The sequence below is a fragment of the Acinetobacter sp. YH12135 genome (genome assembly GCF_013418565.1).
GTDB lineage: Bacteria > Pseudomonadota > Gammaproteobacteria > Pseudomonadales > Moraxellaceae > Acinetobacter > Acinetobacter towneri.
This window is the reverse complement of record NZ_VPBU01000010.1, coordinates 38,306-60,606: the sequence shown is the minus strand read 5'-3', so window position 1 is coordinate 60,606 and position 22,301 is coordinate 38,306. Positions and strand designations below refer to the sequence as shown.

20 protein-coding genes are annotated in these 22,301 nt (G+C 42.1%); 5 read left to right on the top strand and 15 right to left on the bottom strand.

Annotated features, from left to right (window positions below):
- Positions 1–86: 86 nt before the first annotated feature.
- Together FTU70_RS07370 and lgt are read right to left on the bottom strand one after the other, a co-directional pair.
- Complete coding sequence (locus FTU70_RS07370) at positions 87–470, bottom strand: AzlD domain-containing protein (protein ID WP_004974797.1); 384 nt, start codon at positions 468–470, stop codon at positions 87–89.
- Positions 471–581: 111 nt separating this feature from the next.
- Complete coding sequence (lgt, locus tag FTU70_RS07365; protein ID WP_096901379.1) at positions 582–1,391, bottom strand: prolipoprotein diacylglyceryl transferase; 810 nt, start codon at positions 1,389–1,391, stop codon at positions 582–584.
- 93 nt (positions 1,392–1,484) lie between these two features.
- On the opposite strand from lgt, the gene FTU70_RS07360 reads away from it, so the two are divergent.
- Positions 1,485–2,267 carry an NRDE family protein gene (locus tag FTU70_RS07360; RefSeq protein WP_180060401.1) on the top strand — a complete coding sequence of 261 codons (783 nt, stop codon included), beginning with the start codon at positions 1,485–1,487 and terminating at the stop codon, positions 2,265–2,267.
- A 40-nt stretch (positions 2,268–2,307) separates the two neighbouring features.
- Here FTU70_RS07360 and FTU70_RS07355 read toward each other — a convergent pair whose 3' ends face one another.
- The 5 genes from FTU70_RS07355 to rdgB all read right to left on the bottom strand — a co-directional run bounded on the left by FTU70_RS07355 (position 2,308) and on the right by rdgB (position 7,087).
- Entirely contained in the window at positions 2,308–4,623 is a 2,316-nt protein-coding gene (locus FTU70_RS07355) for a PhoX family phosphatase (RefSeq protein WP_131260576.1), read from the bottom strand.
- Between the two features lie 172 nt (positions 4,624–4,795).
- Positions 4,796–5,581, bottom strand: a complete 786-nt coding sequence (gene tatC / locus FTU70_RS07350) for a twin-arginine translocase subunit TatC (protein WP_004974811.1) — start codon at positions 5,579–5,581, stop codon at positions 4,796–4,798.
- Complete coding sequence (gene tatB, locus FTU70_RS07345) at positions 5,578–6,048, bottom strand: Sec-independent protein translocase protein TatB (protein WP_019836836.1); 471 nt, start codon at positions 6,046–6,048, stop codon at positions 5,578–5,580. Before tatB ends, tatC begins: the two co-directional genes overlap by 4 nt.
- A gap of 18 nt (positions 6,049–6,066) precedes the next feature.
- A complete protein-coding gene (gene tatA / locus FTU70_RS07340; RefSeq protein WP_004974820.1) occupies positions 6,067–6,291 on the bottom strand; it encodes a Sec-independent protein translocase subunit TatA in 225 nt (74 codons plus the stop codon).
- Between the two features lie 169 nt (positions 6,292–6,460).
- On the bottom strand, positions 6,461–7,087 hold the full coding sequence (gene rdgB, locus FTU70_RS07335) for an RdgB/HAM1 family non-canonical purine NTP pyrophosphatase (RefSeq protein ID WP_004974822.1): 627 nt from the start codon (positions 7,085–7,087) through the stop codon (positions 6,461–6,463).
- Between the two features lie 130 nt (positions 7,088–7,217).
- Between rdgB and FTU70_RS07330 the strand changes: the two genes are divergently transcribed.
- Positions 7,218–7,463 (top strand): cytoplasmic protein, encoded by a 246-nt coding sequence (locus FTU70_RS07330; RefSeq protein ID WP_225530414.1) that lies wholly within the window; start codon positions 7,218–7,220, stop codon positions 7,461–7,463.
- A 50-nt stretch (positions 7,464–7,513) separates the two neighbouring features.
- On the opposite strand, the gene FTU70_RS07325 is transcribed toward FTU70_RS07330, so the two are convergent.
- The 8 genes from FTU70_RS07325 to FTU70_RS07290 form a co-directional block, all read right to left on the bottom strand.
- On the bottom strand, positions 7,514–8,104 hold the full coding sequence (locus FTU70_RS07325) for a tetratricopeptide repeat protein (RefSeq protein ID WP_070153255.1): 591 nt from the start codon (positions 8,102–8,104) through the stop codon (positions 7,514–7,516).
- Positions 8,101–8,694: a methionine biosynthesis protein MetW gene (gene metW / locus FTU70_RS07320; RefSeq protein ID WP_004974832.1), complete on the bottom strand. Its 594-nt coding sequence runs from the start codon at positions 8,692–8,694 to the stop codon at positions 8,101–8,103. The genes FTU70_RS07325 and metW overlap by 4 nt, the downstream gene beginning before the upstream one ends.
- Positions 8,694–9,854 carry a homoserine O-acetyltransferase gene (locus FTU70_RS07315; protein WP_004974835.1) on the bottom strand — a complete coding sequence of 387 codons (1,161 nt, stop codon included), beginning with the start codon at positions 9,852–9,854 and terminating at the stop codon, positions 8,694–8,696. The genes metW and FTU70_RS07315 overlap by 1 nt, the downstream gene beginning before the upstream one ends.
- Positions 9,855–9,947: 93 nt before the next feature.
- On the bottom strand, positions 9,948–11,645 hold the full coding sequence (gene leuA / locus FTU70_RS07310; protein WP_131260575.1) for a 2-isopropylmalate synthase: 1,698 nt from the start codon (positions 11,643–11,645) through the stop codon (positions 9,948–9,950).
- A gap of 224 nt (positions 11,646–11,869) precedes the next feature.
- The gene (locus tag FTU70_RS07305; protein WP_180044008.1) at positions 11,870–12,979 is read right to left on the bottom strand and encodes an alpha-hydroxy acid oxidase; all 1,110 of its coding nucleotides are present in this window, start codon (positions 12,977–12,979) and stop codon (positions 11,870–11,872) included.
- The gene (locus FTU70_RS07300; RefSeq protein ID WP_180060400.1) at positions 12,976–13,659 is read right to left on the bottom strand and encodes a Fe2+-dependent dioxygenase; all 684 of its coding nucleotides are present in this window, start codon (positions 13,657–13,659) and stop codon (positions 12,976–12,978) included. Before FTU70_RS07300 ends, FTU70_RS07305 begins: the two co-directional genes overlap by 4 nt.
- Positions 13,660–13,818: 159 nt before the next feature.
- On the bottom strand, positions 13,819–16,053 hold the full coding sequence (locus FTU70_RS07295) for a catecholate siderophore receptor Fiu (RefSeq protein ID WP_180060399.1): 2,235 nt from the start codon (positions 16,051–16,053) through the stop codon (positions 13,819–13,821).
- Between the two features lie 292 nt (positions 16,054–16,345).
- Positions 16,346–18,514 carry a TonB-dependent receptor domain-containing protein gene (locus FTU70_RS07290; protein ID WP_180060398.1) on the bottom strand — a complete coding sequence of 723 codons (2,169 nt, stop codon included), beginning with the start codon at positions 18,512–18,514 and terminating at the stop codon, positions 16,346–16,348.
- A 265-nt stretch (positions 18,515–18,779) separates the two neighbouring features.
- On the opposite strand from FTU70_RS07290, the gene tig reads away from it, so the two are divergent.
- From tig to clpX, 3 genes are all read left to right on the top strand, one after another.
- Complete coding sequence (tig, locus tag FTU70_RS07285) at positions 18,780–20,111, top strand: trigger factor (RefSeq protein WP_180060397.1); 1,332 nt, start codon at positions 18,780–18,782, stop codon at positions 20,109–20,111.
- 190 nt (positions 20,112–20,301) lie between these two features.
- Positions 20,302–20,907: an ATP-dependent Clp endopeptidase proteolytic subunit ClpP gene (gene clpP / locus FTU70_RS07280; RefSeq protein ID WP_004974855.1), complete on the top strand. Its 606-nt coding sequence runs from the start codon at positions 20,302–20,304 to the stop codon at positions 20,905–20,907.
- 29 nt (positions 20,908–20,936) lie between these two features.
- Positions 20,937–22,247: an ATP-dependent protease ATP-binding subunit ClpX gene (gene clpX, locus FTU70_RS07275; protein ID WP_004974856.1), complete on the top strand. Its 1,311-nt coding sequence runs from the start codon at positions 20,937–20,939 to the stop codon at positions 22,245–22,247.
- Positions 22,248–22,301: the final 54 nt, after the last annotated feature.

Sequence of the window (22,301 nt, the reverse complement as noted above, 5' to 3'; positions counted from 1 at the left end):
TCAAGCAAAAGAAATATTTTTTGTTTGGGCAATTCGATGCCCAGTAAATCAGAAAGAATAATAGCAGAGTTTTTAAAGTTGTGACTTTATTGTGTGTCGGAAGCGTGATGTTGATGCAGTAAAGCCAACGGCGAAAACAGGCAAATAGCCAAAGCGGTAAAGCCAATGCCTTGAGCGCCCGACAGTAAAATTTCACCGTGTTGAATCTGCATGAAAATTATTGCGAGTAACAACGCCAGTGGAATCCAAGTCAATAGTCGTGCCAACCAACCTGTGGGATGTTGTGCAGTAAAATGAATTTTGCAGTAACGACAAATTAAAAAAACAATACCTGTGGCCAGAAACATTAAAATCGCATCGAGCTTTAAGGGTTCTAAGAAGTATACCGCTGCAGTGACCAGCGCGATCACCATCAGCAGGGCAATTTTCTTTGTGACCGCAACCTGTGGGTTAAACCAAAATTCAAGCATGTGAGATATTGATGTCTGAAAAGTGTAAGTAATAGATAGCACTGTAGCATAAAAAAGGCGAAGATTGACTTCGCCTGAATGGATGAAACCTGCATTTAAATGGGTAGTAGCTTAGCTGTTTTTTTGCGGCCCCCAATCATAAATTTTCTTTTGATAGGCATACCACATCATCCAGAAACCGACCAAAATCATTGGTAAGCTCAGGAATTGTCCCTTACTCATCCATGCAATAAAGAGCTGACCATGATCGGGTTCGCGGAAAAATTCGACAACAAAGCGCGCCAAACCATAACCAATCAGGAATAGGGCAGACACTGCCATGCGTGGACGTGGCTTTGAACTAAACCACCACAGTACAATAAACAGGATTAGACCTTCACATAAGGCTTGATACAATTGCGATGGATGACGTACCAATTGTAAAGGATCGGTCGGGAAAATCATCCCCAAAGCAAAATTCGGATCGGTCACAGGGCGACCATATAATTCACCACCAATAAAGTTACCAATACGACCAAACATTAGACCTGTAGGTACACATGGGGCAATAAAATCCAAAGTTTGAAACCACGTCATTTTGTATTTTTTACACCAGAACAGCATGGCTAAAATCACGCCCAGAAAGCCGCCATGGAAACTCATGCCGCCTGTCCAGACTTGGAATAACCACAGTGGATTTTCCAAAAATTGTTCAAAGCCGTAGAAAAACACATAACCGACACGTCCACCAATCACCACGCCCAAAGCGCCGTAAAAGATCAGGTCGGAAACCATGTCTGGTGTCCAGCCACGTTGTTTGGCACGGTAAGTTGCCAAACCCCATGCAAATAAAAATGCCAGTAAATACATCAAGCCATACCAATGGACTTGTAAAGGCCCGAGCGAAATAGCAACGGGGTCAATATTTGGATAGGTGAGCATTCCTGTTCCTTGTGATTCTGTTTTGCACAGATTTTAGCTGAATGTGATGAAAAATGTTGTACATTCAATGTGTAAAGATCAAGAGTTTAAATTATGTGTATTGTGGCATTGGCTTGGCAGGTCTTGACAGACACACCACTGTGTTTGATTTCAAATCGAGATGAGTTCTATCGGCGTCCGACAGCAGCACTGGCAGCATGGTCTGATAGTCCAATTGTTGCAGGGCAAGATTTAGAATCGGGCGGTACGTGGATGGGCATTACCCCATCGGGACGCTGGGCTGTGATTACCAATTATCGTGATGCGAATGATGTTCGTGAATATCCAACTTCACGTGGGCATATTATTCAGGCTTTTTTAGAATCTGAGCAAACGCCTATCCGTTTTGCGCAAGCCTTAGAAAAACAGCAATGTGAATATGCAGGTTTTAATTTATTTGTGGGTGACACCACTCAAGCGGTGTACATGAGTAGCCGTGGAGAAGCGCCGCAGGTTTTAGCTAAAGGCGTTTATGTGGTGTCGAATGGATTGATGAGTGACCCTTGGGAGAAAACTGCACGCTTACGCAAACGCTTTACGCAGGAGTTTTTACCGATGCTGCAATTGCCTGATCTTGCAACGGCAGAGCTAAATGCTGCGGCGTGGGATATTTTGCAAGATGAACGCAAAGTTGCATCTGAATTGTTACCGCAAACAGGGATTTCATTGGAGATGGAAGCGTTGTTGTCATCGACTTTTATTCAAAGTCCACTTTACGGTACACGTTGTTCCAATTTTTTACGTATGCAGGCGCAGCAATTTACATGGCTGGAAAAAACACAATATGGTGAGCAAAAGGGAGATATTGTGCAGCAACAGTTGAACATTGAGGCATAAAAAATGCCGACGTGATGTCGGCATTTTTAATTTATGGATGTTATCCAGCAATTGCTTTGCCGTCTTTACGGGTGATGACAACCGTTGCTGAACGAGGACGTGCAGTTTTATTGTTCATGTCAGTTTGTGTTGCAGGCCAATGGCTGCTTGGCGCATCAAAACTCTTTGAATCTTCACCTGGGTGCTGAACGTTAATAAAGATTGCTTTGTAGTCAGGTGTCATGGTTACACCTGTAATTTCACATTCTTTTGGCCCAACAAGGAAGCGACGTAAGTTTTTATCGGTGACTTGAGCACCAGCAATTGTACTTTGATCACCAACAGTTTTTACAACACCGCCATCACCAACTTGACCAGGTAGTGCTGCTAACATCATACAGTTTGTAACATCTGTATATGCGCCATCATCTGTTTGAATCCAAAGAACACCACGTGGGTCAAACCACATACCATCTGGACTTGAGAAGTCGTTTGCATCGCTTAAATTAGAAAGGTTAATTGTCGGATCCATACTTGCTTCAGCACCAAATAGATAGATATCCCATTCAAATGATGTTGCTGCAGTATTCTCTTCTTTAAAGCGGATAATATGACCATTGACGTTACCTTTACCACCTTCAGGATCGGTGTAGTTACGTGGGTTTGCAGGATCTGTTGCATAGCTTGAACCACGGTTCGAGTTATTGGTTAAAGTCACGTACACTTCACCATTTTCAGGGTTTACAGCAACCCATTCTGGACGATCCATTTTTGTAGCTCCTACAGCATCTGCTGCAAGACGAGCAAAAGTAAGGACATCCGCTTGTGAGCTAAATGGGTAAATAGCGTTTGTTTCGGTTAAGCCATTTTTACCATAAGCCAGTTCAATCCACTCTCCTGTGCCTGATGCATTAAATTTAGCGACATAGAATTTCCCTGAATTCATATATTTGTCGCCAGCTCGATAGCCACCATTCACATCTTTAGGATCCCATGTTGCATCTGATACAAATTTGTAGATGTACTCACCGCGCGAGTCATCGCCCATATAGAATGCAAATTTTTGCCCTTCAATTGCGCGGCTGGCGCGACAGTCTTCGTGAGCAAAACGACCTAATGCAGTACGTTTTACTGGGTTTGAGCGGCTATCGAATGGATCAATTTCTACAATCCAGCCAAATGTATTTGGCGCATTACGATAGTCTTGAGTTGCAGACTCTTTGGTTACGTTAGCAGCCCAACGATCATACATGTCTTGAGATTCAAAACCAGCTTCTGCTGTTTCCCAACCATAGCGTGAAGATTTATTCAAATACACGATGCGATCTTGCTCATCGCGTTCTGGAATTTTTTTACCATCAGCATCTAAAATATAAATGATGTTGTTTTTCGCATCACGTTTAACACTACCGTCTGCATTTTTTTCAGTTTGATAAGAGATCTCTAAGCCTAAGCCATAGCGTTTAAGTGCTATTTTTTCAGCTTCACTACGGGCTGAGTATTGGTCTGTACCTGAGCGTTGGAAATAACCAATAAAATTTTCTTCAGCAGTTAAATAAGTGCCCCATGGTGTATAACCATTACCACAGTTATTTTGTGTGCCTCGAGTTTGACGACCAGCGGGAGAGAATGCTGTGTGCAGTAATGGAGAACCAGCTACAGGCCCTGCAAAATCCATGACAGTCGAAGCTGTAATACGACGGTTAAATGGTGATGACTTCACAATCTCTACAGCTTGAGTTTCAGCATTTTTCTTAATATGAACGACTGAAACACCGTGTGCATTTACTTCACGAATCACTTCATCTTCTGGGCGACGTCCATCCTTTTTAGTTGCGCCTTTTGGATGTAAGAAGGTTTGGTTGATATATTCGTGGTTCAAAACCAATAAGCCATGATCTGATGCATTTTCATCATAACGACCAGTTTTAGTACTTAAGCCAAAATAGCTCATGCCATCGTGACAGTCACCAGAGCGGAATTGGAAACTTGGGCCAGATGGAACATCTGCATCTGCATTCCAATTGCTATAAGAAGGATTGATTGAGTCACCTAAAGCATATAATACAGTTGCTTGGTAACCTTCAGGAACAGTAACAATATCATTTAAATTTTTATCTACAGCTTTAAATGTTAATGTTTCAGGCTTGGTATTGGGTTCTTCTTTACTTGTTGGTGGTGTTACATTTGTATCTTCATCATCATCACTACATGCAGATAAAGAAGAAGCTAAAGCTAAAGCTGCTGCACCGCTTGCAGTTTTTTTAATTAAACTGCGACGGCTCATGCGTTGTTCTAGAATGTCACGAAAGTGCGTATTGTCTGAAGTGTTATTATCTAACTCTTGATCTTCATTGTAAGGCATAAAATCAGTCATTTTTTTTCCTAGCAAATTGCTTAGTCGTTTGAAAGTTATATGTAAATTAGTGGCTAAACATGACATGCGGGTTAAGCTTATGTGTCAAACTGATTAAATCCGTTCAGTTGTGATCTACACGCAAAAAAAAAGAAGCAACCATGTGCTTCTTTTTAAAATTCAATATTTTAGATTAGCTGTGACTGACTCGGCGCTTCTCAATTAATTTGCCAAAAAACAAACCAATTTCAAACAGCATCCACATCGGAATGGCAAGCATGATCATCGATAAAGCGTCTGGCGGTGTGACAAACATGGCCACAAAAAAACAGCCAACAATAATAAAGCGACGTTTTTCAACCAAAGTTTGCGTAGACACGACACCAATCATAATCAGCAAAAGTGTGACAATTGGAATCTCAAAGGTAAAACCAAAAACCAAAAACAGCTTCAAACAAAACGTAAGATAGCTATTAATGTCGGTCATCGGGGCGACTGTTTCAGGGGAAACGCTAATGAAAAAGTGCAGAATGGATGGCAAGGCGACAAAGTAAGCAAAGCTAATTCCGATATAGAACAAGCAAATACTGCCGATCAGCAAAGGCAGCGCCAAACTTTTTTCTTTTTCATATAACGCTGGTTTTACGAATGCCCAAATCTGATACAAAATAAATGGCATCGCAATGAACAGCGCGACAAAAAAGTTTAGTTTAAACGGCGCCATAAAGGTTGCGGTAACATCAGTCGCAATCATGGTTGATGTATGTGGCAACTGTGCACGTAATGGTTCCGACAATACTTGATAAGTTTTATTGGCAAAGGGCAATAAACAGAAGAATAAGGCAAGAATAAGCCCTACAATTTTAAAAAGATGATTACGCAGCACCATCAAGTGCTTGGTAATTGGCATTTCTTCTAATGCGGCTTGCTCTGCCTTCACAGGCAAATGTGAAAGCTCAGAAGCGTTTGATTGGCTCATACTGCAACCTTCATTTCAGTATAGGGCGCTGTAGTATGTTGTAGCGCAGATAAATTTGAATGTGATGTCATTTTAGTTTTAGGGAGTAACACCGCAGAGGTTTTTTCAGTATTTAAAACCAAGGTGTAATGATGCTGTTGTAAGGTATTTTTTGATACGGCATGCGGGGAATGTGTGCTTTTTGCAGTTGTATCTTCAAATATTTTTTCTTGCTGCATTTCATGCATTTGTGCTTGCATCTTTGCTTCAAGTTCCTGAATACGCGCCATTTCTTGCTGCATTTGCTCGCGTAATTCAGATAAACGCAATTCGCGGTCAATGTCATTTTGAACATTACTGACCATACGTTTAATTTTAGCGTACCACTTGCCGACAAAACGCGCTGCTTCAGGGAGTTTTTCAGGACCCAGCACCAATAATGCAATGATGCCGAAAATCAGCAGTTCCGTCATTCCAATATTGAGCATAATCTCAAACCCTCAGCCTTAATGCTTTACAGTCGAATTTACATCACTGCTATTGGCTTGATGTTCAATCGTACGAGGTTCTTTCAGTTGCGCCGCTTCTGCCTCATCATCTTTTATTGATTTTTTAAAATCTTTGACCGCGCCACCTACATCTTTACCTAAGTTTTTAAGCTTAGATGTACCAAATAATAAAATGACCACAATTGCAAAAATCAGCACGTGCCAAATAGATAATCCTGCCATGATTTAGACCTCTCAATAGTTGAGCCTATCTCAACAGGTCTGTATGACAATGCGGTGACGAATGTGTTGCGATTTGACGACAAGGGATGTTTGACCTGATTTGTAAAGCTTGAAAATAAAACAGCCCGTGTTTGAAAACGGGCTGTAAGATCAATCACATCTGTTAAATCTAAGCTTGTAAACTTGCTTTAAACAGTTGCATCGCCTGACCACGGTGACTGATTTTATTCTTTTCTGCTTTCGACATTTCTGCGCTCGACACTCCCAATTCAGGCAACCAAAAGAGCGGGTCATAGCCAAAACCATTTTCACCACGAGCTTCTGCTAAAATCTCGCCTTTCCAAATACCTTGGAAAATTTGTGGTAATGGATCATCGGCATGTTCAACCAAAGCCAAAACACAAACAAACATACCTTCAATTGCTGCGCCGTCTTGACGTAGTGGTTTGAGTTTATTCAAAAGTTTTTCATTGTTGGCTGCATCATTGCCATGTTCGCCTGCAAAACGTGCAGAATAAATCCCCGGTGCGCCGCCTAAAATAGGCACACATAAACCAGAGTCATCTGCAATGGCAGGCTTTCCTGAAATTTTTGCGGCATGGCGTGCTTTTAAAATGGCATTTTCAACAAAGCTCAAACCATCTTCAACAGCATCTTCAATATTTAGTTGACCTTGCGGAATCACTTGCACAGGCAAGTCTAATTGCGCAAACAGGGTTTCAAATTCTGCAATTTTTCCCTTGTTATTGCTTGCTAAAACCAAAGTACCTTGAGCACGCCAATCAGTTGCAGCCATAATTCAGATCTTAATTCAAAATAATCTTGGATATTTTAACGGATTTTGCAGACTTAAAAGTTTAATCTTAGATAGATTTGTTTTAATACATACCAATTATGCTGAGATATAAAAAAATAGGGGAATCATGATGAGCAAAATTTCAGAGATCTACCGTTATTCGAGTCAGCACCGTACATTATTGCAGCAAAGTGAGCGTTCTGGCTGTTTTTACTGTCTGGAAACTTTTGCTTATAGCGAAATTGAAGATTGGTGTGATGATGAGCAAACCGCAATTTGTCCGCATTGTGGTATAGATGCGGTATTAGGTTCTGCTGCAGTAGAAGAATTCAGTCCTGAACTGCTACAGGCCATGCAGGCAGTTTATTTCGGATAAAACAAAAAGCACCCGAAGGTGCTTTGAGATCACTTCAAACGTAGTTAAATTTATTGCGCTTGAATCCATTGGTCTGCGCGGTCACGTGCTTGACGAATTTGTTCTTGAGTTAAGTTAGCTGCCAAAGCGGTTTTCTTACCTTCAGACAAAGAAATTACTTTATTGTCGAGCATGCCATCACGGGTAGATAACTCATACCACTGATACGCGCCCATATAGTTTTTCTTTTGTTCTTCCATCATGGCAAGGTTAAAGCTGGCACGGTTATCACCACGGCTAGCCGCCTTTTCAAAATATTGACGTGCTAAGACTTCGTCTTTTTTCGTGCCAATACCATCTGCCAACATACGACCTACATTTAATTGCGCAGCCGATAAACCTTGATCTGCCGCAGCTTTGTACCAAGCAAACGCTTGACGGCTGTCTTGTTGAACGTCTTTACCTTGTTGATATTTTGTCGCTAAGTAAAATTGTGCGCCTGCCTGACCTGCTTTGGCTGCTTTAATCAAGCCATTAATATCCATGGTTGAATATTGAGCCGCTTGGCTCGCTACAGAAGATGATGGTGAAACATAATCTGCATGGGCTTGAATGCTCAACAGTCCAACCAATAGCGTGGTGCTTAATAATAGTTTTTTCATAGAGCGCTCACTCGATAAATTGCGACTTCACCAAACAAATTAGGCAGATGCTTACTGAGTAAACTATCTTGTTGATTCCCATTCACGGCAAGTCGGTTAATGATGCGAATATTATTTTCGGCACAAAGTGCCTCAAAATCACGAAACGTACACAAATGAATATTTGGGGTGTTGTACCACATATAAGGTAATGCATCTGAAACAGGCATTTTTCCTTTTAAGGCAAGAAAAGAACGAGTCTTCCAATGCGCAAAGTTTGGAAAGGTAATAATCGCCTGTTTACCCACACGTACCATATCTCTTAATAATACGTCAGGTGCATCTACTGCTTGCAAGGCTTGTGCCATGACCACATAGTCAAAAGACTGGTCTGCAAAACGGCTAAGCCCCAAATTCAAGTCTTGTTGGATGATATTTAACCCGCGACTGATCGCAATTGCAATCTTTTCTTGATCAATTTCTAATCCGTATGCACGAATATTATGCTGTTTGCTCATGTGTGCCAACAGTTCACCATCGCCACAACCCAAATCGAGTACTTTAGAATTGGGTTTAATCCACTTTTCGGCAAGTTGCTGATCAAGACGCATTACACGGCCTCCTGTGGGGTTGCTTGAAGATGTTCTGTTCCGCCCAAGAATGCACGCATGGCTTTCACGTACAGTGGAATTGGGAACAAGAACGAGTCGTGTCCTTGTTCGGCATCAATATCTAAATAGCTGACAGGTTTATGATTGCTAATTAGCGCATCCACAATTTCCTGCGAACGCTCAGGGCTAAAGCGCCAGTCGGTGGTAAATGACACCACTAAAAACTTGCATTTTGTATTCGCCATGGCTTTTTGTAAGGATTGCTCGTATTCACGTGCAGGATCAAAATAATCCAGTGCCTTGGTCATAATTAAATAGGTATTGGCATCAAAATTACGGCTAAATTGTTCGCCCTGATAGCGCAAATAGCTTTCGACCTGAAATTCGACATCAAAACCATACATAAACTTGCCAGATTTTAAGTCACGACCAAATTTCTGTTTCATGGCTTCTTCAGACAAATAGGTGATGTGTCCGACCATGCGTGCCAAAATCAATCCACGTTTTGGATAGCTGTCATGTTCCAAATAGCGTCCATGATGAAAATCTGGGTCAGATAAAATGGACTGACGTGCGACTTCGTTAAAGGCAATATTTTGTGCAGACAGTTTTGGCGCACTGGCAATAATTACGCATTTTTTCAGACGGTCAGGATAATCTACCGACCATTGCAAAGCCTGCATACCACCCAAAGAACCGCCAATAATTGAATACCAGACCTCAATGCCTAAACGGTCAGACAGCATGGCTTGGGTTTTTACCCAATCTCGCACCGTCACTAAAGGGAAGTCTGGGCCATAAGGACGGTTGTCATTTTCAGGGTTGGGCGATGTTGGGCCTGTAGAGCCGTTACAGCCGCCAATATTGTTTAGCGCCACCACAAAGAAACGACTGGTATCAATGGCTTTTCCTGGGCCAATACAGGCATCCCACCAACCTGCTTTTTTATCATCGGCATGATGATAACCCGCAGCATGGTGATGCCCTGATAGTGCATGACAGATCAGAATCGCATTGGATTTATCGGCATTTAGCGTGCCATAAGTTTCGACCATGAGTTCAAAGCGGGGCAGAACACGACCGCATTCGAGTTCTAAAGGTTCTTCAAATTGGAATTTTTCTGGAACAACAATACCTACTGAGTCAGCTGGAAAAGACACGGGAATAATTCGCCTTAAATCCTGAGGATGAATAAATAAAAGGATACCACTTGGGGTATCCTTTTCAAAATGCTTTTACATGTTAGCGCAAGATTATACTGCTGCTGCAACTACTTGATCTGTGCTTAATACGCCTTGTTCAATCAAGCGGTTGGTGCAGGCAATAATTGCATCAATAGATGAGGTCACGATGTTGTCATGTACCCCTGCACCAAAGGCAGATTTACCTGTGCCTTTGACTTGCAACTCAATCAATGCCAACGCTTTTGCATGTGCGCCAGAGCTAATGCTGCGTTCTTCATAATTCAAGACATCAATTGGTAATTGAAGTGCATTCAAAATTGCTGAAATTGGGCCATTGCCTTCACCGCGTAAGCGTTGCGTTTCGCCGTTCACGACCACATCTAACTCAATGACTTGATTGCCATTTTCATCAGATAGTTTGTAGTTTTTGGTCGCATAGTGCGCATCTTTTACTGCAACGTAAGTGTCTTTAAACAAGTTCCAGATTTCGCTTGCGCTAATTTCAGTGCCTTGCTCATCGGTACGTTGTTGCACAATTTGTGAGAATTCGATTTGTAAACGACGTGGTAAAGTCACGTTGTAGTTCGATTCTAACAAGTAAGCTATCCCGCCTTTACCCGATTGTGAGTTGACACGAATCACCGCATCATAGTCACGACCTAAGTCTTTCGGGTCGATTGGCAAGTAAGGCATATCCCAAATTTCTTCGTTTTTCTGGAATTCAAAACCTTTCTTAATCGCATCTTGGTGTGAACCAGAGAATGCAGTAAACACCAAATCACCTGCATACGGATGACGTGGATGCACTGGCAAACCTGTGCATTCTTCAACTGTGGCAATAATTTCGTTGATGTTCGAGAAATCCAATTCTGGTGCAACACCTTGGGTGTACATGTTCAAGGCAATTGCAGCAACGTCTACGTTACCGGTACGTTCACCATTACCAAATACACAGCCTTCTACACGGTCTGCACCTGCCATGATTGCCAATTCAGATGCGGCAATACCACAACCACGGTCATTGTGACAGTGTACTGAAATGATCACGCCATCACGACGCGCAATGTTGCGGTGCATCCATTCCACTTGGTCGGCATACACGTTTGGTGTAGACACTTCTACCGTTGCAGGCAAGTTTAAAATTACTTTATTGGTTGGCGATGCTTCCCAAATTTCAGTCACGGCATCACAAACATCTTTAGCCACTTCCAACTCAGTTGCAGTAAAACATTCTGGGCTGTACTGGAATACCCATTCTGTTTCAGGTTGCTTCGCTGCGTATTCTTTTACTTTGCTTGCTGCATTGATTGCCAATTGTTTGGCACCTTCAACATCAACATTCAAGACTTTGTTACGGAAGGTTGGTGAGTTGGCATTATAAATATGCACAATCGCACGTTTAGCACCTTGTAAAGATTCAAAAGTACGTTGAATTAAGTGGTCACGCGCCTGTACCAAGACTTCAATATACACGTCATCTGGAATATGACCTTCTTCAATCAATTTACGGGTGAAATCGAAGTCAACTTGAGATGCCGATGGGAAACCAATTTCGATGTGTTTAAAACCAATTTTCACAAGCATTTGGAACATTTTGAATTTTTGTTCTATGTTCATTGGCTCAAAGATCGCTTGGTTACCGTCACGTAGGTCGGTACTCATCCAAATTGGCGCTTTGGTAATTTCGTTATTTGGCCATTGGCGGTCTGGTAAATCGACACGCTGGTACATACGACGGTATTTTTTGCTTGGATCTGCCAACATCATGTGAAAACTCCTTGAATAGTAGCGGTTGCATCGCGTGGATAACGGCAACTTACTATAAATATAGATTGTGTCTATTCTATCAATTTACAAGCTGTTTTCAGGAGGCTATCGCTAAAAGTAGAATCATGGCACTTGTAAACCAATATCTGTATGTTAATCGATCTGCAAGCGTAATAATTCCCTGTTTTTTACATATACTGCATGTGCTGTGAAATATTTTTCTGCTATTGGCTGTTTTGGTGATAAATATAACCGCTGTTGATTTGTTCGATGCAGCTTGTTCCCATAAGTGCCATTGTGACCTCAAATTCTTCTTTTAATAGCTTAATGCTATGCGCTGCCCCTAGCGCGCCTGCAACTGCCAAGCCATAAATATACGGACGACCGACCAAAACCGCACTTGCTCCCAAGGCTAGTGCTTTAAAAATATCTGTGCCACGACGAATCCCACTGTCTAATAAAATTGGGAAATCGTGCGATAAAATTTTTCGCATCGTGCCTAAAATTTGAATTGGGCTGACCGCGGTATCTAAAATTCGGCCACCATGATTAGACACAATAATACCGTGTGCTCCGTACTGATATGCCTGCTGCGCATCGTCAGGATGTAAAATACCTTTGAGTAAAATAGGCAGTGGACTGTGTTGTAGCAACCAAGCAATATCTTCCCATGTGGCAGCCTGCTGCATCAATCCATCAAAAAGAGGGTGCTGATTTTCCTTAAGCGGAGTGGTATTTACAGATGATTGATATACCGCCCGAATATGTGCAGGCAATTGAAAAGCAGCGCGACGTTCCCGATCTCGAATGCCCATGTGCGGTGCATCAACCGTGAGTACAATGGCTTGATAGGCATAGTGTTGCGCTTGAAAAATCAAATCCAAAGCAGCTTTACGACTGCCTTGCCAATACAGTTGAAACCATTTTGCCGCGCCCGAAACCTGATTCAGTGTGCTCATTGAAGTGGTACTTAAATGACTGAGAATCATGGGGGCTTGTAGGGCGGCTGCCGCTTGCGCTGTAGCAATTTCCCCCTGTGGATGAAACAGTTGTTGGTAAGCCACGGGTGCTAAAAAAATTGGGTGTGGATACTGTTCGCCCAAGAGCTGAATTTGCGTATTTGCCCCTGCAAAAGTATTTAAATGACGGGGCAATAATTGAATATCGGCAAACGCACGTAAATTGTTGTTCAGACTATATTCATCGCCTGCAGCGCCTTCTAAATTGGCCCAAGTGGCTGCATCTAAATGTAATTGCGCCTGTTTTTGATAGTCGGCAATGGTGTGTAAATGTGGCGGGATGTGATTCAAAGCTGCCAATGGCGTGGTATTCATAACTGACTCCATTGACGAATCAGATTGTGATAATGTGCGGTTAGTGCCAATACTTCTGCTGTATCTCCAAGTTGTTGACGCAATTGCAAAATAGTCATATCTAAATTGAACAGCATACTGCGTTGCCAGTCATCTTTTACCATACTTTGACACCATGTAAACGCTGCAATTCGTTGACCTGCTGTAACAGGTTCGACTCTATGTAAACTGGTGGCAGGGTATACGATGGCATCGCCTGCATTGAGTTTAACCGCATGGCTACCGTAACTATCTTCAATGATCAGTTCACCGCCCTGATATTCTTCAGGCTCACTTAAAAATAGGGTCATGGATACATCGGTGCGAATCGGGCGTCGTACTTGTGCACAATATTGCACGGCATTATCGACATGATTGCCATAAGTTCCTGTGTTTTGATAACAATTGAACATGGGTTGCAGAATGTGCAGCGGCAAGGCAAAGGACTGCAATAAAGCCTGTTGTTTTAGTGCACTGAGGATGTCTTGTGACAGAGTTACATAGCTCGGATGCTGCAGGTCAAATTGTAAATTCTGTTTAATTTTCTGTGCTTGAGCCCCTGCACTGAGTTGACCATTTTGCCATGCATCTGCGGTGTCCAATTCAGCACGAATTCGTTGGACTTGAATTTTGCTGAGGACCTCTGGAATGTGAAGCATCATACCGATTCTTCCTGAAAAAGTTTGAATTCAAACTGCTGAACATTCTACAGCGTTGTTCGGCATGCAAAGTTCGAGCAATAGATGGTATGAAAAATAATCTATCGCTCGAATCTAAATCTGTAGCCTGTTTTAAGCAGGCTACTACAGATTTGCTATAACTTAGAACTTGTAGTTTAAGCTGATTGCTGCCGAGCGTGGCTGCCCAAGCACGACGCGACCACCACCATTGTTTAGCGTGCTGATGTATTCTTTATCGGCAAGGTTATAAAGGTTTAAATTTAACGAGGCATTTTTGTTGAAGTTGTAGCCTGCCAATGCATCAAACACGACATAGCCTGGAATATTTGGCATGTTGGCTGGTGCGTTGCTGTCAGTCACAACACGGTTTTGTTCATCGACATAACGCGCGCCCAAACCTAATTTAAAGCCCGCCCAGTCGTAGGTTGACCATAAACTTGCAGTCCATTCAGGCGACCAACGTTCCGATAAGGTTGTGGCACTCGTTGAACGTTGATTGAGTTGTTTCACTTTCATGTGCGCAACGCCTGCAGACAAATTCCAGTTTTCGGTCATTTGACCAACGGCACTCAACTCAATGCCATCGACCCGTTTTTTACCCTCTTGTACAGCAAGCTGAGAAATTGGATCTATAGTCGATTGATTTTCATTTTCTGTACGATACGCTGCAGCAGCCAAAGCCAGCTTGCCTTGTAGTAACTCCCATTTGCTGCCTACTTCATAATGATGGGTTTCTTGAGGCTTGGCATTGATTGCGTCATTGCCCGATTCAGACAGGCTAAAGTTGGCGCTGCCGGGCGGAGTCAGCGATTTTGCATACGCAGCGTAAATGCTGCTATTTAACGTAGGCTTATACACAGCGCCAAGTTTCCAACTGAACAGCGTATCGTGGGTGCTCAGATCTGTGGCCACCAAAGCATTTCCCCCACGTGGCAGAGTAAGCCCTTGATAATCTGTTTCATAATAATCGACCCGTACGCCACCATTCAGTTGAAAACGCTCCCCAAATTTTAGAGTATCAAATAAATATGCGGCTGCCGTTTGGGTTTCACCATCGGTATAACCGCCATTATAAATAAGCGCTGGCATGGCTTGATTGCGGTCTGGGTGATAAAGATTGGCCCACGGTGTATCGGCAGTGGCTTCGCCAGGCATCTGGGTTGCCATGAGTTTGCTAGATTGCTGTTCTTTTAAAAACTCCATGCCTGCAACAACATCATGCTGTACTGCCCCCGTTTTGACACTCCAGTTTAAAGTGCTTTGATTGGCCAGAATTTTATTTTCTTGATCGACGCCTTGGCGGGAGCGGTTCACTTCCCATTCGGCAGGGTTTGATGAACCATTGGTTCGAAGACCATTTGCACCTGTATTGATGCCTGTTAAAACCCGATTCATGTGGGTTTTCGCTACACGGGTGATATTGGTCAGTTTGAGTTGATCGGTTAAATCACTTTCAATTTTTGCGGTGAACATATCAGCATCGACATCTTCATAGTCATTGACATGACCATAAAAATTCTCCCGATTAACTTTAGGCGCAGTGGCTAACAGTGAATCGGTATTGTAAAAGCCTTGCATGCCCACAGTTGGAATGCCACCATCTGGAATATTGCGTTGTCTGATGTGTTGAGAATATAAATAAAGGCGTGTGGCAGTGTTTAATCCAAAGGCAATAGAAGGGGCGATGGCATAACTATTGTTTTCAATATAGTCACGTCCTTCTATGCCGCCCTCTTGCCCCATTACATTTAGACGAAATGCGGTATTTGGATTGATGGCCTGGTTAATATCTGCAGAAAGTCTTGTATGTTGTGCTGTGTTGTAAGTTGCAGAAATTTCCTGACTGCTTTCACTTTGCGGTAATTTGCTGACTAAATTGATATAACCCGATGCTGCACCACGACCCGCTTCTGAACCCGATGGGCCTTTGACAACTTCAATTTGATCAATGTTAAATACATCACGGCTGATTGCGCCTAAATCTCGGACACCATCAACATAGGTCGAGGTTTGGGTGGAAAAACCACGCATTTGAAAGGCATCGCCAGCACTAGTATTGCCATTTTCTCCCAATTGTAGAGTAATGCCTGGTGTATTGCGTAAGGCTTCAACTAAGGACGTTGCGCCTTGTTCTTGTAGCATTTCTTTTTTAATCACAGAAATTGTTTGTGGGGTATCCAACAACGGCTGTGTATATTTTGCAGAACTTAAACGGTCTGCCTTGTATTTGCTTTCGGCTTCTGATTTAACCGTAATGGTGGGTAAGTGGGTGACGTCATCTTCAGGGCTTGCGGCATGTGCAAGTAGTGGAAGAGAGGCGGCTAAAGCCATCAGTTGCGCAGAGCGATTGTGTTTGCGGCTTTTGATCTGTGCCATTTATGGTATTTCCCTAAATGTAAACCAACAGGAGGCCACGCTTTATTCAGCGTTTTTAGTTCAAAATGAATAAAGTGTGAAGTTGTTGTTATGACGTCTATAACAATTGTTGTTAATTGTATTGAGAATCATTATCAACAACAATGCGTGGGATGACACTTTCTTTTGATTCTTATTTGAAAATAATAATCATTATCAATATTTTTATTTAATAAAACGATGTAAACGTGAAAGGCTTGGGAATAAAGACAGAAAACCCTGCCGAAGCAGGGTTTAAAAAGAAATTTAAGGCTTAGAAGTCATAAGAAACAGAGAGCCAGTAGTTGCGACCTGCTAAATATGTGCCCGAAACAGATGAACCAATGTCTAAGTATTTATAGGCAGTTGCAGTTTGAGTTTTACCTTTGTTGACATAGGTATAGCTCTGATTATCTTTGGTGAAGTCCTTATCTAATAGGTTATTCACTGCCATATTGAAACGAAGATTATCTGTTACTGTATAGCTTGCACCTAAGTTAAATACGTTATAGCCACCAAATTTATCGCCCATGATTTTGTATTCTTCAAAATCGCTAGTTTGTGGTGTTGTTGGTAATTGTTTGAAGCGCAAACGGGCTGACTTGTATTCGTGTTGTAACCACACATCAACGTTCGGATTAATGTGCCAAGTCGAGGTCAGGTTAAAGGCATTGCGAGGATTGTTGTTATAGTACAGTCCTTCATCCTTACCATCTGTAATTTCACTTTTGGTGTAAGTATAGGCCGCTTTAATATCCCATTCAGGAATAATGCTGTACTGTAAAGACGTCTCAGCACCATAGATTTTGGCTTCGTTGGCATTTACACTTCTAGAGCAATCATCTACAGGGCAAATCGCTAAATTAGAGATGTCTTGGGAAACAATCGCATCTTCAATTTGGCTGTAAAAGCCTGTGGCGGTAAAATTCAGCTGATCATTAGGCTGTAAATTAAAACCAAGTTCGTAATTGGTCGATGTTTCTGGTTTTAAAGCAGCGTTACCAAATACATAGGTCGAACCCTGACCACTCATATTGATTAAACCATCGTAGAGTGCCTTAGGCGAAGGTGCTTTATAACCTGTGCTGACACCACCCTTAATGGTTAAAATATCATTGGTATTCCAGACTAAATAAGCACGTGGACTAAACTCGCCACCAAAACCAGAGTGGTTTTCATAGCGTGTACCAAACGTGAAGGTCAAATTGTCGAGTAAGCTCCACTCATCTTCGGCATAGATTGCCCAAGAGTCTTTCTCAAATTCATCTTTGCCGCTTTTATGTTGAGCAATATTGTCACGAATGGTGAGCTTTTTATATTCTGCACCGACTGTAACTTTGTGCGCACCAAAGGTGGAAATTAGATGGCTATCTGCAACCAGATCGGTATTTTCTAAAGTACGGTCACTGCCAATGAGTGGATTGTTCTGCTGCGCAGTTTTGTCAAAAGCATCGGTTGGTAGAGTACGACCTTTAGTTTCAGTGTCTGAATGGCTAACATAGCTTTTCCAAATCCCAAAATCGTAATTACCTTCATGTCCCAAAGAAATTTGAGTACGGTTGAATTCTAATTCATCTTTATAACCTGATGCTTTGGTTGCGGTATCTAAAGTCCCTAAACGGTTATCTTCATTTTTATATTGCTGGCTAGAATGAAAACCATCTATCCAAAATGAATTTTGATCATCCAGTTTAAAGTCGAGTTTAGCACCAACATCGTAATTGTCTGCTGTACTTGGGCGTGGGTCACGACCTGTTGAGCCCTGAATGCGTTCTGAACGCTGACGGTCTAAATAGCTACCACGTAGTTGTAAGCCTAAACGTTCATTGATCAGTGGGCCATTGACAACAAAATTGGTTTTCCATGAATCGGCTTCGGCATTGTTTTCCATTACATTACCGCTGATAGTGACATTACCATTCCATTCATCTGACACTTTTTTGGTAATGATATTGATCACACCGCCCATTGCCTCTGAGCCATAGCGCGTTGCCATAGGGCCACGAATTACTTCAATGCGTTCAATTGAAGCAAGTGGTGGCAAAAATCCATTTGATGTTTCACCAAAACCATTCGGGGTGACATCTGAAGATGTGGTTTGACGACGTCCATCAATCAGAATCAGCGTGTACTCTTGCCCCATACCACGCAAACCGATATTTAAGTTTGAGGTTTTACCTACGCCGTTACGAATATCGACTCCAGGGACATCAGCCAGTAAGTCAGCAATGCTGGTGGCATTTTTTTTCTCAATATCTTCTTTACTGACTATACTTATAGATGCGGGTGCATTTTTTAGCTCTTGTTCAAAACCTGCCGCTGAAACCACAATTGTGGAAAGTTGGTGGGTTGAAGTCGCATCGGTAGAGGTATTTGCGAAAACAGCAGTAGAGGTTGCCCCAAGTAAAGCAAAACACAGCGGGTGTAGGTTGAACTTAGCCATAAAATGAAATCTCTGATTATGAATTGATGATGCCAATTGAACCTATATGGTAATTAGAATCATTCATGAAGGAGTTGGCTAATAATAATGATAAGGATTCTTATTTACAACAAGAAATATACACAAAGTTGAAAATTTACAGAAAATAGCGCTCCGATTAAAAAAATTCAGTCGAGATCAGAACGTATTTTGTATATCCTTTAATGTTGTCATATAATGTGGCACTTTTTTATAAACTGTTATTACTAACTATATCGAGGAAGCCATGCAAGTAACTTCTGAAGCGGTTTCGGGCGTTGCCCGTCGTTTAAATGTATCTGTACCGACGAGCCGTATTAACGAGCAGTTTGAAGCTCGCTTGAAACGCACTGCCAAAACTGTGAAGATCAACGGCTTCCGTCCAGGTAAAGTGCCTCTAAACGTTGTTCGTCGTGAATACGGTGCGGGTATTTATCAAGAAGTGGTCAACGACATTATTCGTGACACCGTGTTTGAAGCAATCCAACAAGAAAAAATCAATGCTGTGGGTATGCCAAACATCGAAAAAACTGAAATGAAAGACGACGCTTTAGTATATGAAGCGACTGTTGAAGTTTATCCAGAAGTTGAAGTGAAATTTGACGGTTTGGAAGTTGAACGCAAGTCTTCTGAAGTAAATGATAGCGATGTTGAACAAATGCTTGAAAACCTTCAAAAGCAACGTGCTTCTTGGGTTGAAACCAAAGGCATGGCGAAAAAAGACATGCAAGTGACTTTTGACTTTGAAGGCACTGTAGATGGCGAGAAGTTTGAAGGCGGTGAAGCTGAAGACTTTAAACTGGTACTTGGTTCTGGTCGCATGATTCCTGGTTTTGAAGATGGTATCGTGGGCATGAAAAAAGGCGAAGAGAAAGTGATTGATGTAACTTTCCCTGAAGACTACCAAGCAGCGAACCTTGCAGGTAAAGCAGCACAATTCAAAATCACATTGAAGCTGGTTGAAAAGCAAAAACTTCCAGAAATTGATGCTGAATTCCTACAAATCTTCGGTATTTCTGAAGAAGATGGCGTAGACAAATTAAAAGCTGACGTTCGTAAAAACATGGAACGTGAAGTGAAAAATGGTTTACGTAACCAAGTGAAAGGCGCAACTTTTGATGCACTCGTTGCGGCAAACGAAGTTGAACTTCCAGCAGCGATGGTTGCTCAAGAAGTTGACCGTCAACGTCAGCAAATGATTCAGCAATTCACTCAGCAGTTTGGTGCGCAAGGTGCAAAAGCATTTGACTCAAGCATGCTTCCAGATGAATTGTTCAAAGAACAAGCTGAAAAATCTGTAAAACTAGGCGTATTGGTCAGCAAAGTATTGGCAGATGCTAAACTTGAAGTTGACCAAGCACGTGTAGATGCTTACATCGAAGATATGGCTTCTTCTTATGAAGATCCAAACGAAGTGATTGAATACTTCAAAAATGACAAACAACAGCGTTCACAAATCGAAGCAGTTGTTTTAGAAGATCAGGTTGTAGATCACATCTTGGCTTCTGCAAAAGTGACTGATACATCTGTAAGCTATGAAGACTTATTGAAAGAGCAACAAGCTCGTCAACAAGGCTAATAGGCTTTAGGTAAAAAAGGCGCTTTGTGCGCCTTTTTTATTGCATCGCAGTTTTTGGGTTTTTCACAGATCGACAACATTTAACTCAAAATATCTACGATTTAAGCTGTGAATATTTTGCAATTTAGACAATTATCCCTCATATTGTGAACATGAGTCGTGTCACAAGAATTTAGGAATAAATAACCATATGTATGTTCCAACAATTGAAAATGCTTTAGTGCCCATGGTGGTTGAACAATCCTCTCGTGGTGAGCGTTCTTTTGATATTTATTCACGTCTTTTACGTGAACGTGTCATTTTTTTGACGGGTGAAGTCGAAGATAATATGGCCAACTTAATTGTGGCGCAGATGTTGTTTTTAGAAGCAGAAAACCCGGATAAAGATATTCACCTATACATTAACTCACCAGGCGGTTCTGTGACTGCAGGTATGGCAATTTACGATACCATGCAATTTATTAAGCCTGACGTTGTGACTTACTGTATGGGACAAGCGGCATCTATGGGTGCTTTTCTGCTCAACGCAGGTGCAAAAGGTAAGCGTTATTGTCTTGAAAATGCACGTGTCATGATTCACCAGCCACTCGGTGGTTTCCGTGGTCAGGCATCTGATATTGAAATTCATGCACGTGAAATTCTATTCATTAAAGAGCGTTTAAACCGTTTAATGGCAGAACATAGTGGTCAGGACTATGAAACTGTCGCAAGAGATACCGACCGTGATAACTTTATGACTGCACAGGCAGCGAAGGAATACGGTCTTGTGGATGAAGTTTTAACAAAACGTCCATAAGTTTTAAAGATTGAGATATTGGAGTGACTATGTCCGAACATCCTCAGGGACAAAAACATTGTTCATTTTGCGGTAAAACGCAGTCTGAAGTCGGGAAGCTGATTGCAGGCGAGGACGCATACATCTGTAATGAATGTGTGGACGTATGCTTAGACTTGGTTCAGACCAGTCAACAAGTTGAGTCGGGTGATTGGGCAACACGTCCATTGCCAAAACCACATGAAATTCGTGCTGCGCTTGATCAGTATGTAATTGGTCAAGATACTGCGAAAAAAACCTTATCGGTTGCAGTATATAACCATTACAAACGCCTAAAAGTGAGCAATCAGGCGCATAAAGCAGGCGATGCTGTCGAAATCTCAAAAAGTAACATCATGTTGGTAGGTCCAACGGGTTCGGGTAAAACCTTACTTGCACAGACCTTAGCACGTCTATTAGATGTGCCTTTTGCAATGGCAGATGCCACGACTTTAACCGAAGCGGGTTATGTGGGTGAAGATGTCGAAAACATCGTGCAAAAGCTGTTGCAAAAAGCCGATTACGATGTAGAAAAAGCACAAAAAGGCATTATCTACATTGATGAAATTGACAAGATCACGCGTAAGTCTGAAAACCCATCAATTACTCGTGATGTGTCTGGTGAAGGTGTTCAGCAAGCCTTGCTCAAAATGATTGAAGGCACGGTGGCTTCTATTCCGCCTCAAGGTGGACGTAAGCATCCGCAGCAAGAATTCATTCAAATTGATACTTCAAATATCTTGTTTATTTGCGGTGGCGCATTCTCTGGTTTAGAGAAAATTGTGCAGCAACGCCAAGAAAAAGGCGGCATTGGTTTTACGGCAGACGTGAAGAAAAAAGATGAAGGCAAGAAATTGTCTGATTTATTTCGTCAGGTAGAAGCAACCGATTTGGTGAAATTTGGCTTAATTCCAGAGTTCATTGGTCGTTTGCCTGTAATTGCAACGCTAGACGAGCTAGATGAAGATGCATTGATGCAAATTCTGACCGAGCCGAAAAATGCCTTAACCCGTCAATATCAATACTTATTCGAGATGGAAAATGTCGATTTAGTCTTTGAAGATGCAGCATTACGTGCAGTGGCGAAAAAAGCCCTTGAACGTAATACAGGTGCGCGTGGTTTGCGTTCAATTCTGGAAAATGCCTTGCTCGAAACCATGTACGACTTGCCAAGCCGTACCGATGTTGGCACAGTGGTAGTGACTGAAGCGGTGATTGAAGAAGGTGCTAAACCTGAATTTCAGACCGAACGTCAGCCTCAAACAGAAGAACCTGCAGCAGAAAAAATTGACTTAAAAGTATTAGACAGCAAAACTGCTTAATACGCTATTCGTCTGAAACGTGCCGAAACGCTAGGTTTCGGCACGTTTTTTATT